Genomic DNA, 15,923 nt, shown 5'->3' with positions numbered 1-15,923 from the left:
CTCCCGGCTGATCCGTCGCTGGATGCGCTCGAACCGACCGTCGGCTGCGAACACGGCGTCACACCGGCGGGCGAAGTCCAGACTCGGGCGGCGCTCGGATGTCTCCACCTTGGCGACCAACGCCCCGGAATAGCTCAACGCCTCGGCCAGCGCGGCCTGTGACATCCCGTTGGCGGCCCGGGCCAGTCGCAGCTCCTCGGCGAAGTGCTCCAGCATGGACGAACTCTCCACGGACACCCTCCGTACATTCCCGTACCGTGCCGGGCCGATTGCCGTACGCGCTGGTCGTCGGCGTGCAGAACCTCCCACAGTAGTCGGGTCCTCAGCAGACTGTCACGCAGCGGGACCGCTCACGGGATCCAGACGGCGGGCGGAACCAGGCCGGGAGCGCCCCGTGACCCCCGATCCGGGGCGCTCCCCACCCACCCGATGGAGGTTCTCTCCCGTGCGACTCACCTGGTCGGCTCACGACGGCGGCAGGCTGTGATGCCGCGGTACCGCCCGCACGTAGCGGCCCGCCCGTCCTGGCGCTGCCGGGTCTGCGGCGCGGCGTGGCCCTGCTCACCGGCCCGGCTGGCGCTGCTGGGCGAGTACCGGGAGGACCGGATCGGTCTGCTCATGTTCCTCGCCACGGTGATGTCCGAGGCGGCCGGGGACCTCGCCGGCCAGGCCGGTCAGGACCGGTTGACCGATCGGTTCATCACCTGGGCCAGAGCCCGTTGAGCGGTCATCGTTGGCAGCTCAGCAGCTCGACACGCCGGAACGGTTGCTGCTGAGCTGCCAACGATCGGACGGTTGAACCGTGGTCGGACCGGCTGCTCAGTGGGCCGAGTCCGAGGTGTCGACGGGCGGGCGGCCCCGACCTCGGCGAGCTGTGCCGGTCAGGCCGGCCGGTAGCCGCGGATCAACGCCTGCACGGCGTAACCGAGCAGCAGCACTCCCGCGCCGACGCCGACCACCAGACCGGCGGAGACCGCCGAGGCGAGGCCGGTGACGAGGCCCGCCACCGCCACCAGGCACAGCGCGGCACCGAGCGGGCGGAGCAGCGGATCCCGCAGGAGCGGGGCAAGCGGGAAGAAGTGCAGACCGACCACCAGGCAGACCAGCACCGGAACGTACTCGGACCAGTTGGCGGCGACCAGCACGGCCGCACCCAGCCCGGCGGCGGCGAACTCGGCCAGGACGATGAGCAGGTACGGGCGGTCGGCGGCCCGGTCTCGAGGGCTGGCGGCCCCCCGCAGTCGGGCGGACAGCACACCGCCCAGCACGGCGGTGAGCAGTGCGACGAGGCTGCCCACCACGAGCAGGGCCCGCAGCGGCTGCTCCGCCGCCGGCACACTGAACCACACCATCGCGAAGACACCCAGGTAGAGGGCGGTCAGCCCGGCCTGACGTCGGTTGGCGGTCACCAGCTCAGACATGAAACTCCCCCGGGGAACGACAGACGGCCGTCACCCTACGGTCCTGGCCGCTGCGTGATCGACTCGGGTTTCAGGAAGTCGCGGTGTCAGAGCCGCCGTATGACCCCGACTTGCAGGAAACCGAGTGGATCAGTCGATCAGGGTGCGGCCGGTCAGGTGCAGGAAGACATCCTCCAGGCCGCTGCGCCGGACCAGCACGTTAGCCGGCTGGAGCCCCAGCGCGGTGACCTCGGTGACCGCCGTGTCGCCGTCGGGCACGTAGAGCAGGACCCGGTCGGGCAGCACCTCGACCCGCTCCCCCAGCCCGGCGAGCTTGCCGGCGTTGGGCTCCTGCGACTCGGCGGCGAAGCGCAGCTCGACCACCTCACGGGTCGAGTGCTGCTCGATCAACGCGCGGGGCGAGCCCTCGGCGACGATCCGGCCGCCGTCCATCACCACCAGCCGGTCACAGAGCTGCTCGGCCTCGTCCATGTAGTGGGTGGTGAGCACCAACGTGACGCCCTGCCGCTTGAGCCGGAACAGCCGCTCCCACACCAGGTGCCGGGCCTGCGGGTCGAGCCCGGTGGTCGGCTCGTCGAGCAGCACGATCTCCGGATCGTTCACCAGCGCGCGGGCGATGGTCAGTCGACGCTTCATGCCACCGGACAGCGGCTCGACCTTGCTGTCGGCCCGCTCGGTGAGCTGGACGAAGTCGAGCAGCTCGGCGGCGCGCTCCCGGGCCGCCCGGCGGGAGATGCCGAAGTAGCGGGCGTAGACGGTCAGGTTTTCCCGGACGGTCAGCTCCGGATCGAGATTGTCCAGCTGGGGGCAGACCCCGAGGCGCGCCCGGATGGCCGGCCCGTCAGCCACCGGATCCAGGTCGAGGATGCGCAGCTCACCCGAGCTCGGTGGGGAGATGCAGCCGATCATCCGCATGGTGGACGACTTGCCCGCGCCGTTGGGCCCGAGGAAGCCGAACGCCTCACCCGGGCGAACCTCGACGTCGATGCCGTCCACGGCGGTGAAATGGCCGAACCGCTTCACCAGCCCGCGAGCCTGAATGAGTGGTCGCCCCGCAGTCACCGCCCGACCCTAACCGCCCGGTCCGACACCCCTGCACGCATTTATTCGCCGGCGGCCGGCCGATCACCCCGGTTTCCGGACCACCGGCGGCGAAACGCCGATCGATGCCCCACCCGTCAGCCAATCGACGTGTATCGTCCTTTTGTGCCGCCCATCAGCTCGCCCGATGGTTCACAGTCACGTGCCCTACCAGCCAACTCCTCCGTCGACGGGCCCGCAGCGAGCCCCGCCGGGCCGCCCCGACCGCGACCTGACGCCGACCCGAGCGACCCGACCGACCCGACCGACCCGACCGACCCGACCGACCCGACCGACCCGACCGACCCGACCCACCCGACCCACCCGACCCACCCGAGCGTCGCCGAGCAGGCGACTCGGGACCTGGCCGCCCAGTTCGAGGACGAGAAACCAGGGCGGGTCCTCTCCGGGCCGGCGGGTCTGCTCCTCACCGGGGCGGCGCTGGCGGTCGGCGCTCTCGCCCTCTGGCAGGTGTTCCGCCCCCTGTCGCAGGGCAGCAAGTATTACCTGATCATCTTCCTGGCCGGCGTACTCCCGCTGGTCTTCCTCGCCTACCCGGCCGACCTGCGGCTGCCGGCCCGCCTACGCGCCCGACGACCACGCGCCCGACCACCACGCGCCAACCGGGCCGAGGCCACTGGGAGCGACAGCGACAGCCGCGTCCCGGCACCCGCGTCGACGCGGCCCACCGTGACCGACTGGGCGCTGAGCGCCCTGGCGGTCGCGGCCTGCCTCTACCCCGTCCTGCCGATCCGGATCGGCAGCGGTGGCGGCGGCTACAACGCGTTCCTCGATCGGCAGGGTCTGCTGGCGGCGACGGATCTGGTGCTGGGCACCGTCCTGCTGCTCCTGCTGCTCGAAGCGTGCCGACGTGCCACCGGTTGGATCCTGCCGGCGGTCTGCCTGCTGTTCCTCGGCTACGGCTACTACGGCGGGTTGTTGCCGCAGTCCTGGCCGGTCGCGCACGCCGGGCTCGACTTCAGTCAACTGGTCGACGCGTTCTACAACTCCGACAGCGGGTTCTACGGCACGCCGCTCGACGTGGCCGCCTCGTACATCGTGCTGTTCACCATCTACGGCGCGGTGCTGGAGTTGTCCGGGGCCGGGCGGTTCTTCGTCGAGTTGTCGGCCGCGGCCTTCCGACGTTCCCGGACCGCCGCCGGCCGGACGGCGGTGGCCTCGGGTTTTCTGCTCGGCACCGTCTCCGGCTCCGGCGCGGCGACGACGGTGAGCATCGGCGCGGTCACCTGGCCGCTGCTGCGCCGCGCCGGCTACCCGCCGGAGCGGGCCGGCGGCATGTTGGCCGCGGCCGGGGTGGGCGCCATCCTCTCCCCGCCGACCCTGGGCGCGGCGGCGTTCATCATCGCCGAGTACCTGGGCGTGTCGTACCTCCAGGTGCTGGGCTGGGCGACGGTGCCGACGGTGCTCTACTACCTCGGCATCCTGCTGGCGGTGGAGATCGACGCCCGCCGCTCCGGCGTACGCCCGGTGGTGATCGACGTCGGCTCGCCCTGGCGGCTGCTGGCCCGGTTCGGCTACCACTTCGCCTCCCTGATCGCCATCATCGTGTTCCTCGCCATCGGTGTGTCCGCGACGCGCGCCGTCGTGTTCGCCATCGTCCTCGCCGTCGTGCTCTCCTACCTGGACCGCACGCACCGACTCACCCCGGGCCGGCTGGTGACCGCGCTCGTCACCGGCGTACGCGGCGTCCTCGCCGTCACCGCGGTCTGCGCCGCCGCCGGCATCATCACGGCGACCACCACGAAGACCGGCCTCGGCCCGCAGGCGGCGGCGCTGCTGATCGGCGGGGCGCAGGCGGCCACGTCGGACCCGACCCTGGTGCTGGTGCTCACCGCGCTGCTCGCCGCCGTCGCGCTCAGCCTGCTGGGCCTGGCCGTGCCGGTCACCGCGTCGTTCGTGATCGGTTGGGTGATCGTCGGTCCGGCCCTGCTCGACCTGGGCGTCACCGCGCCGGCGGCGGCCATGTTCGTCTTCTACTTCGCGGTGCTGTCCGAGGTGTCCCCACCGACCGCGCTCGCCGCGGTGGCCGCCGCCGCGGTCACCGGCGGCCGACTGGTGCCGACCATGTGGCAGACCCTGCGGTACGCGCTGCCGGCCTACCTGACCCCGATCGCGTTCGTCATCACGCCGGCCGGGCTCGGTCTGCTCGGCATCGGTGGCGTCCAACGGATCGCCTTCGCCGCCGGCATCACCGCGCTCAGCGTGGCGGTGCTCGCCGTCGCCGCCGGCGGTTGGCTGCCCGGTGTGGGCCCGGCCGGCGTGCCGGAGCGGGTGCTGGGCGCGCTCGCCGGCGTCACATTGCTCTGGCTCGAACCCGTGCCGGTCACGGTCGGCACGGCGCTGGCCGCCGTGGCGGCGGTGGGTGTCCTCGTCCGACGCGGATCCGCCAGCCGTTCATCGTCCGATCCTGTGGAGGAACAACTGTGAGACGAATCGACGTACGGCTCGCGGCGGGCCTGGGGGTGCTCGCCCTCGTCGCGGGTTGCGGAGGTCAGCAGGGCGGCGCGGCCACCGACGACACGGCCAGCGAGGTCACCTGCGAGGTGACCAAGGAGACCCGCGTGGGCATCGCCACCGGCAACGCGACGGGCGTCTACTACGTGGTCGGCAACGCCCTGGCCGGGCAGTTGTCCGGGGCGACCGGCGGCAAGCTCACCGGCACCGCCGCCGAGACCGGCGCCTCGGTGCAGAACGTCGAGCAACTGGTCGGTGGCCAGTACGACGTGGCGTTCTCACTGTTCGACACGGCGGTCAACGCGGTGGAGGGCACGGGCAGCTTCACCGCGCCACAGCCGGTGCAGGCGCTGACCCGCATCTACGACAACTACACGCAGGTGGTGGTCCGCAACGACTCGCAGATCACCTCGGTGGCCGGCATGCGCGGCAAGCGGATCTCCACCGGCTCACCGAAGTCCGGCACGGAGGTGATCGCGAACCGGCTGTTGCAGGCCGCCGGTCTGGACCCGGCGAAGGACATCCGGGCGCAGCGACTGGACCTCACCAAGACTGTCGAGGGGATCAAGGACGGCAGCGTCGACGGCTTCTTCTGGTCCGGTGGTCTGCCGACCGGTGGCATCACCGACCTGTTCACCACGGCCGGGGGCTCGGTGAAGTTCGTCGACATCTCGCCGTTGCTGCCCAAGATGACCGTGCTGAGCCCCGGCTACCAGGAAGGCACGATCGGCCGGGACGCGTACAAGACGGCGAGCGACACCCCGACCATCGTCGTACCCAACGTGCTGCTGGTCCGCAAGGATCTGGACGCCAACGTGGCCTGCGCTATCACCAGGACGGTGTTCGACAAGCGCGACGCTCTGGCCCAGGCCAACCCGGCGGCCAAGGGGATCTCGCTGGAAAAGGCCCGCAGGACGCTGCCGGTGCCGCTGCACCGGGGCGCCGAGAAGGCGTTGAAGGACCTGGGCGCGAACTGACCCGACCGGTCAGCCGTCGGCCGGCGCGGTGGCGGCGCGGGCCACACCGACCAGCCGGTCGGTGTCGGCGAGCACGGCCTCGTCGTCGGTCGGGGTGCCGGCGTCGAGTCGGACCGTCCAGGTCAGACCGTCGACCCCGGCCACGCGTCGGGCCGCGACCCGCGCCGCGCCGCCGGGCACCGGCTGGTGCTCGGTGTACGCGACCGAACGGGTCACCCGGGCCCGCACCTGGTGCGGCAACTCCCCCGGGTCGAGCAGCAGGTACGTCTCGGCCGGCCCGTCGGCGACCACGGTGTAGCCGTCGCGCTCGACGACGGGCTCGGCGGGGGTGACCGTCAACTCCCGGCCGGACCAGACCGCCTTGAGGATGGTGTGCCAACCGAACCGGTGCCCTCGACCGGGCAGCCACAACCCGAGGTTGGTGGCGACCACCACCCCGTCGCCCTCGCCGTTTCCGGCGGCGGCCCAGGCGAGCACCCGCTCGTCGGCGTCCAGCGGCGGCCGGTCGGCCGGCGGCAGCTTCGGCTTGCGGCTGAACAGTCCCATCTAGAGGCCTCCCGCAGCCTGCTCGCGCAACGCCCGGGCGTGCTGCTCCAGGGACAGCAGCTCACCGAACGCGGCGAAGTACTCGTCCTTGTTGTTGACCGGGTTGATCCGCTGGATGCGTGACTTGAGGTCGCGGACCCGGGCGGTCACCGACCCGAACTGCACCCGGGCCATGGTGATCGACACGTAGCGCGGGTCCGGTTCGCCGTCGATCCGCAGTGGTTCGACGGCCAACTCACCGACCAGCGCCGCGGCCGCCAGGTCGTCGCAGGCGTCGCGGACCGACTCGATCCAGACCGCGCCGCCGGTCGCCGACGCGGCACCACCGGCCGCCGCGATGGCCGTACGCACCGCGACGTGCACCGGGTGGCGGTATTCGGTGGCCTCGACCGTGTCGAACATCGGCCCGGCCAGGACCGGTTGCTGGAGGGCGAGTTTGAGCGCCTCCCGCTCGACCATCGACTGCGGGCTGTCCACCGCCGGCTCGGGGCGGGCCGGGGTCGGCCGGGCGGCGGGGGTGGCCTCGCGGGTGCCGGACGGCGCGGTGTTGCCGGCGGCGAGCACCGCCCGCTGCACCGGCTCGATCTCCATGCCGAGGTCCATGGCGAGCTTGCGGACGTACTCCGGGCGCTTCTCCCGGTCCTTCAGGCGCGCGACCAGCGGCGCGGCGTGGCGCATCGCCTCGACCCGGCCGTCGACGGTGTCCAGGTCGAAGCGGCTGATCACGTGCCGCAGCGCGAAGTCGACGAGCGGCTCGCGGCGGGCGACCAGGTCACGGACCGCCAGGTCGCCCTTGGCCAGCCGCAGGTCGCACGGGTCCATGTTGTCGGGGCTGACCGCGATGAACGTGCGCCCGACGAAGCGCTGGTCGTCTTCGAAGGCGCGCAGCGCGGCCTTCTGCCCGGCGGCGTCACCGTCGAAGGTGAAGATGATCTCGCCGGCCACCTCGTCGCTGTCGAACAGGAGCCGGCGCAGGACGGAGATGTGGTCCGCGGCGAAGGCGGTGCCGCAGGTCGCCACCGCGGTGGTCACCCCGGCCAGGTGGCAGGCCATCACGTCGGTGTAACCCTCGACGATCACCGCCCGACCCTGCTTGGCGATCTCCCGCTTGGCCTGGTCGATGCCGTAGAGCACCTGCGACTTCTTGTAGATCGGCGTCTCGGGGGTGTTCAGGTACTTCGGGCCGTCGTCGTCGTCGAAGAGCTTGCGCGCGCCGAAACCGATCACGTCGCCGGCCAGGTCGCGGATCGGCCAGAGCAGCCGGCGGCGGAACCGGTCGATCAGCGAGCCCGAGCGGGCCTCCCGGGACAGCCCGGCGGTGACCAACTCCTGGTGGGTGAAGCCCTGCTGGCGCAGGTGCTTGGTGAGCGGGTCCCACCCCTCCGGCGCGAATCCACAGCCGTAGCGCTCGGCGGCGGCCCGGTCGAAGCCCCGGCGGGCCAGGAACTCCCGTGCCGGCCGCGCGCCGGCGGTGCTCAGTTGCGCGCTGTAGAACGCGACGGCGGCGGCGTGCGCGGCGACCAGGCGCTGCCGCTGGCCCTGCTGTGGTCGGGGGCGCGGGGCGCCCTTGTCGTCCTCGATGTAGCGCAGTTGGATGCCGGCACGACCGGCCAGCCGCTCGACGGACTCCACGAAGCTGAGATGGTCGGCGTCCATCAGGAACTTGATCGCGTCCCCGCCGGCCCCGCAGCCGAAGCAGTACCAGACGTTGCGGGCCGGGGACACGTTGAACGACGGACTCTTCTCGTCGTGGAACGGGCACAGGCCCTTGAGGTTGCCGCCGCCGGCGGACTTCAGGGTGACCGTCTCGGAGATCACATCCCCGATCGAGGTGCGTTCCCGGACCAGTGCGATGTCCTCGTCCCGGATCCGCCCAGCCATGCGCCACCCCCTCGCCGTACATCCTGCCCTGCCGGACCGACGACACGCCGGCCGGGGGACGCCGGTGTGGCGGCGGCCGCTACCGGCTGGGCGGTTCCGGCCCGCCGGCCGGGTCCGCGCGGGGACCATGACCAGATGCGCCGGGTCCGCAGCCAAGCCCCCCGCCTGCCGAGATGGCTGGCCGGCCGGGTCGGGCTACCCGATCAGACCCCGGGCGCGGACGAGGCCGGACACCGCCACGCCACCTGGCTGGAGCTCTTCCTCGACCTCATCTTCGTGTACGCGCTGGCGGCGGTGGTGGCGCGGCTGGGTGACGAGCCGAGCCCGTCACCGACCGACGTACTGGCCGTGACCGGGCTCTTCGTGGTGATCCAGTGGGCCTGGATGGGACAGGTCTACTACGACACCCGGTTCGACCCGGACGACGCGCTGCACCGGGTGCTGGTGCTCGTCGCGCTCGTGGGCGCGGGCGCGATGACGCTCGGGGTCGACGAGGTTCCGGAGAGCGTCCTCCTGCCCATCGGGTACCTGATCGTGCGGGGTGTGCTGCTCCTGCTGTACCTACGTGCCCGTTCCACCAGCCCGATGGCCCGGATGGTGACGACCATCTACCTGATCGGCTTCGGGTCGGGCTGGTTGATCTGGTTGGTGTCGCTGATCGTGCCCACCGAGCTGCGGCCCGTCCTGTGGATCGTCGCGATGCTGATCGAACTGGCGACGCCCTGGGTCGGGGCGCGTTGGCTCAACCGCTGGCCGGTGGACAACAGGCACCTGCCGGAACGGATCGGGCAGTTCACCATCATCGTGCTGGGTAGCGCGCTGGCCAGCCTGCTCTTCGCCGTGCCGGACCATCCCCCGCCCCACATGATCCTCACCGCCGCGTTGGCCTTCCTGATCCCGGCGGCCGTCTGGTGGGTCTACACCACCTTCGTCACCACCCGCCTGCTCCAGCCCCGGCTGCGCGGCGGCCAGGCGTACAGCTACCTGCACATTCCGCTGGGCGGTGCGCTGCTGCTGCTCGGCTGGTCGCTCGGGCAGGTGGTCCGGCTGGTCGACGACAACGCCGACCACCTGCCGTTGGAGTTGCGGCTGCTACTCGGCGCGTCGATGGTGATCTGGACGCTCTGCGGGCTCGCCCTCTACTGGCTCTGGGCCCGGCCGAGCGCCGCCCGGTTCGCGATCGCCGTCTACGGGGTGGTCTCGGTCTCGCTGGTCACCGCGACGGTGCACCAGCCGAGGCTGATGCTGTCGCTGCTCTCCCTGGCCGTCGTCGGGTACGCCGTCCTGGTCAGCCGACGACTGGCCAAGGCCGGCCAGGCGAACCAGACGCCCGAGGGATGAGCGGCGCTCAGGCCACCCCGGCCGGCTCGGCGACGCTCGTCTCCTCGGCCGCCACCTGCTGGTTCCACTCGGCTTTGGTGGAACGCCAGCCCTCGTCGTCCATGCCACGCCGCCAGTAACCGGAGATGGAGAGCCGGTCGAGGGGTACGCCCCGCTCGCCGCGCAACAGCCGGCGCAACTCCCGGACGAAGGCGGCCTCACCGTGCACGAACGCGTGCACCTGGCCAGCCGGGAACTCCAACGCGCGGACCGCCGCGACCAGCGCCTCGCCGACCGGGCGTCCGCCGCGGTGCACCCAGGTCACCTCGACCGCCCCCGGGCTGAGCAGCTTCTGCTCCTCCGCCGGGTCGGCGATCTCCACGAAGACGTGGGCCGGGGCGCCCAGCGGAAGGCGCTCCAGCGCGGCGGCGATCGCCGGCAGGGCGCTCTCGTCACCGACCAGCAGGTGCCAGTCCGCGTCCGGGTCCGGGGCGTACGCGCCGCCGGGGCCGACGAAGTGCACCGGATCGCCGGCACGCAGCGCGGCGGCCCACGGGCCGGCCAACCCCTCGTCGCCGTGGTGCACCACGTCGACGGTCAGCTCCCCGGCCAGCGGATCCCAGCGCCGCACCGTGTACGCGCGCAGCCGCGGCCACTGCTCCCGGGGCAGGTCCCGCCGGATCGCGGCGAGGTCCAACGGTTGCGGGTACGCGACGTTCGGCTGCGGGAACACCACCTTGATGTAGTGGTCGGTGAACTCGCCCACCGGCAGGCCGACCAGTTCGTCCCCACCGAGGACGAGCCGGATCAGGTGCGGGGTGGGCCGCTCGGTGCGCAGCACCCGGGCCGAGGTGACGTTCCTGGGGCGTTCCGTCATGTCGGTTAGGTTAGCCTAACTTGGCTCGTGGTCGGCCGGGGGTGTCCCCTTGCCGACCAGGCGGGTGTGCCAGGTCACCGCCGCCGGGTCGGTGAGCGAGGCGACCTGGTCGATCACCACCCGCAGTCTGGCCCGGTCGTCCGGGGCGGCCCGCCACAGCGGGACGAAGATCGGGTCGAGCCCCTCCGGGGCACGCCGGACCAGCGCGGCGACCAACTCCGCGAGCATCGTCCGCTGCTGCTCGTAGCGGCCCCGGAAGCCGCTGCGACGCATCACGTACCGCAGCGCGATGCCCTTGAGCAGCGCGCACTGCGCCCGCACCAGGCGGGGCACGACCAGGTCGGCGGCGTAGCGGCGGTGCGGGCCCGGACCGAAGCGCTCCTCCGTCGCCGCCACCGCGGCGGACACGAACAGCCCGGTCACCCCGCTGGTGGTGGCCTTCAACGCGACCTGCGCGCGATGGCTGCCGTCGTAGCCGGCGAGCGGGGCGAGCAGCGGACCGGCCAGCAGATCGACGAGCACCTCGGCCAGGTCCGCCGCCGACTCCCCGGAGTAGGCGGCGGCCACGTCGGCGCAGAGCGCCGCCCGCTCGTCGGCGTCGGTGAGCAGCGGGTGCAACGTGACATAACCACCGTGGATGCCGTCCTCCACGTCGTGCACCGAGTACGCGACGTCGTCGGCCCAGTCCATCACCTGGGCCTCCAGGCACCGCCGGTCGCCGGGTGCGCCGGCCCGGATCCAGTCGAAGACGGCCGCGTCGTCGGCGTACACCCCGAACTTGCGCTCCCCCGGCCGGCGCGGCCAGGGGTACTTGCCGATCGCGTCCAGCGACGCCCGGGTCAGGTTCAGCCCGGCGGACGAGCCGTCCGGGGCGAGCACCTTCGCCTCCAGGCGGGTCAACACCCGCAGGGTCTGCGCGTTGCCCTCGAAGCCGCCGCACGGCGTGGCGAGCAGATCCAGCGCGGCCTCGCCGTTGTGCCCGAACGGCGGGTGCCCGAGGTCGTGCGCGAGCCCCGCGACGTCCACCACGTCCGGGTCGCAGCCCAGCCGGGAACCCATCTCCCGGGCGATCTGGGCCACCTCCAACGAGTGGGTCAGCCGGGTACGCAGGAAGTCGTCGGTGCCGGCGGTGTGCACCTGGGTCTTGGTGGCCAGCCGGCGAAACGCCGCCGAGTGCAGCACCCGGGCCCGGTCGCGCTCGTACGGCGACCGGCGATGCCCGGTGTCCTTGGGCGGCTCCTCGACCAACCGGGCTTCCGCCGCCCCCGGCTCACTTCCCACGCAGGACGCAGAACTCGTTGCCCTCGGGGTCGGCCAGCACCGTCCACTCGACGTCGCCCTGGCCGATGTCGACGTGCCGGGCGCCCATGTCGACCAGGCGCTCGACCTCAGCCTCCAGATCGGCGGGGCGCAGGTCGAGGTGCAGCCGGTTCTTGCGCTCCTTGCCCTCGGTCACCGGCACGAAGACCAGGCCGGGCAGGCGGTCGGCGGACTGGCGGATCTCCACCTCGTCGGGCTTCTCGGTGACGACCTGATAGCCGAGCGCCTCGGCCCACCAACGGGCCAGTCGGGCCGGATCGCGGGCGTCGACAGTCAGGCTCTCCCAGACACTCGTCATGCAGTCACCTCTTCCCGTTCGACGCGGCGCCCAATCGGCCGTGTGCGAGCGAGCCAAGGTTACGCCCGCCACCACTGCCCGACCCGCTCACGACGCATCGACGAACGGCACACAACCACCGATTGGCCCCCAGTTGCCGACCGATCGCCGAGGGTTACGGTCTCGCGGACGGAAGTCGCCACCGGTAGCGTTCCCAGCGCGGAACGTGACGAGCCGACTGACACGCAGAGCCAACCGGTGAGGGGTAACGCTCGTGGACGCAGACACGGTGGTGGGACCGGAGCTACGCGGGCTGCGCCAGCGCCGACCCGACATCGCCGGCACGGTGCTCGCGGGCACCGACGGCCTGCTCATCTCCAGCGACCTACCGAGCACCGACGCCACCCATCTCGCCGCGCTCGCCGCCGCGAGTTTCGGGCTCGGGCACCGGGTCGCCGACACCGTCCGGCGTGGTGAGTTCCGGGAATCGGTCGTGTGCACCACAGCGGGCTGTGTGGTCACCTATCCGGCCGGGCGCAGCGCCCTGCTGACCCTCGTCACCGCATCGGCGGCGGACGACCTGGAGGCGCTGCACGCGGAGGCGCGGGCGGTGGCCCGTCGGGCAGGGTCGTTCCTGGACATTCGCGGTGGGGGCATCGGCGCGACAGCCGTACCGGACGCGCACGCCCCGCTGGCCACGCGTACCCCGATGGCGACCCTGCCGGCGCAGTTGCGCCGATCGTCCCGACCGACCTGGCGTCGTCCGCCGATCTGAGCGCCGGCGGCGGCCGGGTGACCGGGCCGCCGCCGGCGTGGCGTCAGCGGCTGTCCGACCCGCCGGTCTCCACGACTGCCCGACCGGCCTCCAGCCGGGCCACCGGCACCCGGAAGGGCGAACAGGACACGTAGTCCAGGCCGACCTCGTGGAAGAAGTGCACCGAGTCCGGGTCACCGCCGTGCTCACCGCAGACACCGAGCTTGAGGCCGGGGCGGGCGGCCCGGCCCTCCTCGGCGGCGATCCGCACCAACCGGCCGACACCGTCCCGGTCGATCGACTCGAACGGCGAGATGCCGAAGATGCCCAACTCCAGGTAGCGCCAGAAGAACGCGCCCTCGACGTCGTCGCGGGAGAAGCCCCAGCCCATCTGGGTCAGGTCGTTGGTGCCGAAGGAGAAGAACTCGGCGGCCTCGGCGATCTGACCGGCGGTCAGGGCCGCCCGGGGCACCTCGATCATGGTGCCGATCAGCACCTCGACGCCGCTGTCCCCGACCACCTCGGCGATGATCTTCTCGGCCTCGGCGCGAACCGTCTCCAGCTCCTGCACCGCCCCGACCAGCGGCACCATGATCTCCGGGCAGGCGGCGCCACCCGCGCGGGTGACCGCGACCGCCGCCTCGGCGATGGCGCGGACCTGCATCGCGAACAGGCCGGGGATGACCAGGCCGAGGCGGACGCCCCGCAGCCCGAGCATCGGGTTCTCCTCGTGCATCCGCCGGACGGCGGCCAGCAGCGCCTCCTCCTTGGCCACGTCCTCGCCGCGTTCCTGCGCGACCGCCACGTTGACGGCAAGCTGCTCCAACGGCGGCAGGAACTCGTGCAACGGCGGGTCGATGAGCCGAACGGTGACCGGCAGGCCGTCCATCTCGCGGAAGATCTCCTCGAAGTCGGCCCGCTGCAACGGCAGCAGCGCCGCCAGCGCCGCCTCCCGCTCACCCGGAGCCCGGGCCAGGATCAGCCGCTCGACCAGCTCCCGTCGGTCACCGAGGAACATGTGCTCGGTGCGGCACAACCCGATGCCCTCGGCACCGAAGCGCCGGGCCCGGGCGGCGTCCGCGCCGGTGTCGGCGTTCGTGCGGACCGCCAGCCGCCGCTTGCCGTCGGCGTGCGTCATGATCCGGTGTACGGCCCGGACCAGCGCGTTGTCGACGTGCTCGGGGTCGAGGCTGCCCTCGAAGTACTGCACGACCTCGGAGGGCATGACCGGCACCTCGCCGAGGTAGACCTTGCCGGTGGTGCCGTCGATGGACACCACGTCGCCCTCGGCGACGGTCTGGCCGGCGACCGTGAACCGCTTCGCCGGCACGTTCACCTCGATCTCGTCGGCACCGGAGACGCAGGTCTTGCCCATGCCCCGGGCCACCACCGCGGCGTGACTGGTCTTGCCGCCGCGCGAGGTGAGGATGCCCTTCGCGGCGATCATGCCGTTGAGGTCGTCCGGGTTGGTCTCCCGGCGCACCAGGATCACCGACTTCCCCTCGGCGGCCAGCTCGACGGCCCGCGCGGAGGTGAAGACCACGGTGCCGGACGCCGCACCCGGCGACGCGCCGATGCCCGTGGCGACCGGCTGGAACTCGTGGTCGAGTTGGAAGCGCGGGAACATCAGCTGGGCCAGTTGCGCGCCGTTGACCCGGTGCAGCGCCTCGTCCAGGTCGATCAGGCCCTCGTCGACGAGCTGCCCGGCGATGACGAACGCGGCGGCGGCGGTGCGCTTGCCGACCCGGGTCTGCAACATCCACAGCTTGCCGCGTTCGATGGTGAACTCGATGTCGCAGAGATCCCGGTAGTGCTCCTCCAGCCGGGCCATGATCCCGAGCAGCTCGTCGTAGGACGCCTTGTCGAGCTGCTCCAACTCCTGCAACGGCACCGTGTTGCGGATGCCGGCGACCACGTCCTCACCCTGGGCGTTGGCCAGGTAGTCGCCGTAGATGCCCTGCGCGCCGCTGGCCGGGTCACGGGTGAACGCGACACCGGTGCCGGAATCGGGCCCGAGGTTGCCGAAGACCATCGTCACCACGTTGACCGCGGTGCCCAGCTCGGCCGGGATGCGCTCCTGGCGGCGGTAGAGCACGGCGCGCTCGGCGTTCCACGACTCGAAGACCGCCCGGATGGCCAGGTCGAGCTGTTCGCGCGGCTGCTGCGGGAACTCCCGGCCGGTGTGCTTCAAAAAGATCTTCTTGTACGCGTCGACCAGCCCACGCAGGTCGTCGGCATCGAGATCCAGGTCGTTGTGGGTGCCCTTGGCGTTCTTGGCCTCGTCGAGCGCGTGCTCGAACTCCTCACCCGGCACCTCGCAGACGGTCTTGCCGAACATCTGGATCAGTCGCCGGTAGGAGTCCCAGGCGAACCGCTCGTTGTTGCCGGCCTGGGCTGCGAGTCCGTCGACGCTCTGATCGTTGAGGCCGACGTTGAGGACGGTCTCCATCATGCCGGGCATGGAAAACTTGGCACCGGAGCGGACGGAGACCAGCAGTGGGTCCTGCGGGTCACCGAGGCGCTTGCCCATCGCGCGCTCCAGCGACTCCAGGTGCGCCTCGATCTGGTCGGCGAGCCCGTCCGGCTCCCGTCCGGTGGCGAGGTACGCCTGGCACGCCTCGGTGGTGATGGTGAAGCCGGGCGGAACGGGAAGCCCCAGGTTGGTCATCTCGGCGAGGTTCGCCCCCTTGCCGCCGAGCAACTCCTTGAGCTCCTTGTTGCCCTCGGAGAAGTCGTAGACGTACTTGTGATCGACGGTCTCTTGCGCTGCCACCAGAGCCTCCACAACACACGCGCCGGATTGACACTTAACGAAGGTTCAGTTTTCTTCTTCCCCGGGACGGACCGCCGGTAATCCCGGGGTCGACGTCGATCGGTGGGCGAAGGTTAAGCGACCATCGAGTGACCTGGGACCGTTCGGTGACAATTGGCACAGCTATCACGACTATCCGTGTTCGTACCGGTTTTTGGGAACGCTTCCATGCGCACCATCACG

At 71.7% G+C, this 15,923-nt stretch carries 12 protein-coding genes and 2 pseudogenes; 5 read left to right on the top strand and 9 right to left on the bottom strand.

Annotated elements, in window-relative coordinates:
• Nucleotides 1-96: 96 nt before the first annotated feature.
• Nucleotides 97-165: pseudogene (locus ACZ6NZ_RS29865) on the bottom strand (hypothetical protein); the annotation flags it as partial.
• A gap of 321 nt (nucleotides 166-486) precedes the next feature.
• Here ACZ6NZ_RS29865 and ACZ6NZ_RS29860 point away from each other — a divergent pair.
• The gene (locus ACZ6NZ_RS29860) at nucleotides 487-723 is read left to right on the top strand and encodes a flavin reductase (RefSeq protein ID WP_465861210.1); all 237 of its coding nucleotides are present in this window, start codon (nucleotides 487-489) and stop codon (nucleotides 721-723) included.
• 158 nt (nucleotides 724-881) lie between these two features.
• On the opposite strand, the gene ACZ6NZ_RS29855 is transcribed toward ACZ6NZ_RS29860, so the two are convergent.
• Together ACZ6NZ_RS29855 and ACZ6NZ_RS29850 are read right to left on the bottom strand one after the other, a co-directional pair.
• On the bottom strand, nucleotides 882-1,421 hold the full coding sequence (locus ACZ6NZ_RS29855) for a hypothetical protein (protein ID WP_465861209.1): 540 nt from the start codon (nucleotides 1,419-1,421) through the stop codon (nucleotides 882-884).
• Nucleotides 1,422-1,550: 129 nt separating this feature from the next.
• Entirely contained in the window at nucleotides 1,551-2,483 is a 933-nt protein-coding gene (locus tag ACZ6NZ_RS29850) for an ABC transporter ATP-binding protein (protein WP_465861208.1), read from the bottom strand.
• A 144-nt stretch (nucleotides 2,484-2,627) separates the two neighbouring features.
• Here ACZ6NZ_RS29850 and ACZ6NZ_RS29845 point away from each other — a divergent pair, with 144 nt between their 5' ends.
• On the top strand, nucleotides 2,628-4,949 hold the full coding sequence (locus tag ACZ6NZ_RS29845) for a TRAP transporter permease (protein ID WP_465861207.1): 2,322 nt from the start codon (nucleotides 2,628-2,630) through the stop codon (nucleotides 4,947-4,949).
• A complete protein-coding gene (locus ACZ6NZ_RS29840; RefSeq protein WP_465861206.1) occupies nucleotides 4,946-5,953 on the top strand; it encodes a TAXI family TRAP transporter solute-binding subunit in 1,008 nt (335 codons plus the stop codon). The genes ACZ6NZ_RS29845 and ACZ6NZ_RS29840 overlap by 4 nt, the downstream gene beginning before the upstream one ends.
• Before the next feature lie 9 nt (nucleotides 5,954-5,962).
• On the opposite strand, the gene ACZ6NZ_RS29835 is transcribed toward ACZ6NZ_RS29840, so the two are convergent.
• A complete protein-coding gene (locus tag ACZ6NZ_RS29835; protein WP_465861205.1) occupies nucleotides 5,963-6,499 on the bottom strand; it encodes a hypothetical protein in 537 nt (178 codons plus the stop codon).
• Nucleotides 6,500-8,402 (bottom strand): annotated as a pseudogene (gene dnaG / locus ACZ6NZ_RS29830) (DNA primase). It lies immediately after the preceding gene.
• Between the two features lie 113 nt (nucleotides 8,403-8,515).
• Between dnaG and ACZ6NZ_RS29825 the strand changes: the two are divergent.
• Nucleotides 8,516-9,721: a low temperature requirement protein A gene (locus ACZ6NZ_RS29825; protein ID WP_465861204.1), complete on the top strand. Its 1,206-nt coding sequence runs from the start codon at nucleotides 8,516-8,518 to the stop codon at nucleotides 9,719-9,721.
• Between the two features lie 7 nt (nucleotides 9,722-9,728).
• Here the strand turns inward: ACZ6NZ_RS29825 and ACZ6NZ_RS29820 are convergent, their stop codons facing one another.
• From ACZ6NZ_RS29820 to ACZ6NZ_RS29810, 3 genes are read right to left on the bottom strand one after another with little or no spacing between them, the layout of a single operon-like run.
• Nucleotides 9,729-10,577, bottom strand: a complete 849-nt coding sequence (locus ACZ6NZ_RS29820) for a siderophore-interacting protein (protein WP_465861203.1) — start codon at nucleotides 10,575-10,577, stop codon at nucleotides 9,729-9,731.
• A 15-nt stretch (nucleotides 10,578-10,592) separates the two neighbouring features.
• On the bottom strand, nucleotides 10,593-11,858 hold the full coding sequence (locus tag ACZ6NZ_RS29815; RefSeq protein WP_465861202.1) for a deoxyguanosinetriphosphate triphosphohydrolase: 1,266 nt from the start codon (nucleotides 11,856-11,858) through the stop codon (nucleotides 10,593-10,595).
• Nucleotides 11,848-12,195 (bottom strand): VOC family protein, encoded by a 348-nt coding sequence (locus ACZ6NZ_RS29810; protein WP_465861201.1) that lies wholly within the window; start codon nucleotides 12,193-12,195, stop codon nucleotides 11,848-11,850. Before ACZ6NZ_RS29810 ends, ACZ6NZ_RS29815 begins: the two co-directional genes overlap by 11 nt.
• 253 nt (nucleotides 12,196-12,448) lie before the next feature.
• Between ACZ6NZ_RS29810 and ACZ6NZ_RS29805 the strand changes: the two genes are divergently transcribed.
• A complete protein-coding gene (locus ACZ6NZ_RS29805; RefSeq protein ID WP_366611988.1) occupies nucleotides 12,449-12,949 on the top strand; it encodes a roadblock/LC7 domain-containing protein in 501 nt (166 codons plus the stop codon).
• Nucleotides 12,950-12,992: 43 nt separating this feature from the next.
• On the opposite strand, the gene ppdK is transcribed toward ACZ6NZ_RS29805, so the two are convergent.
• Nucleotides 12,993-15,701, bottom strand: coding sequence for a pyruvate, phosphate dikinase (gene ppdK, locus ACZ6NZ_RS29800; protein WP_465861200.1), 2,709 nt, complete (start codon nucleotides 15,699-15,701; stop codon nucleotides 12,993-12,995).
• Between the last annotated feature and the right edge of the window lie 222 nt (nucleotides 15,702-15,923).

It is taken from the genome of Micromonospora sp. NPDC047756, from assembly GCF_055587245.1.
The sequence above is the reverse complement of the archived record's forward strand: the minus strand, read 5'-3'. Positions and strand labels throughout refer to the sequence as shown.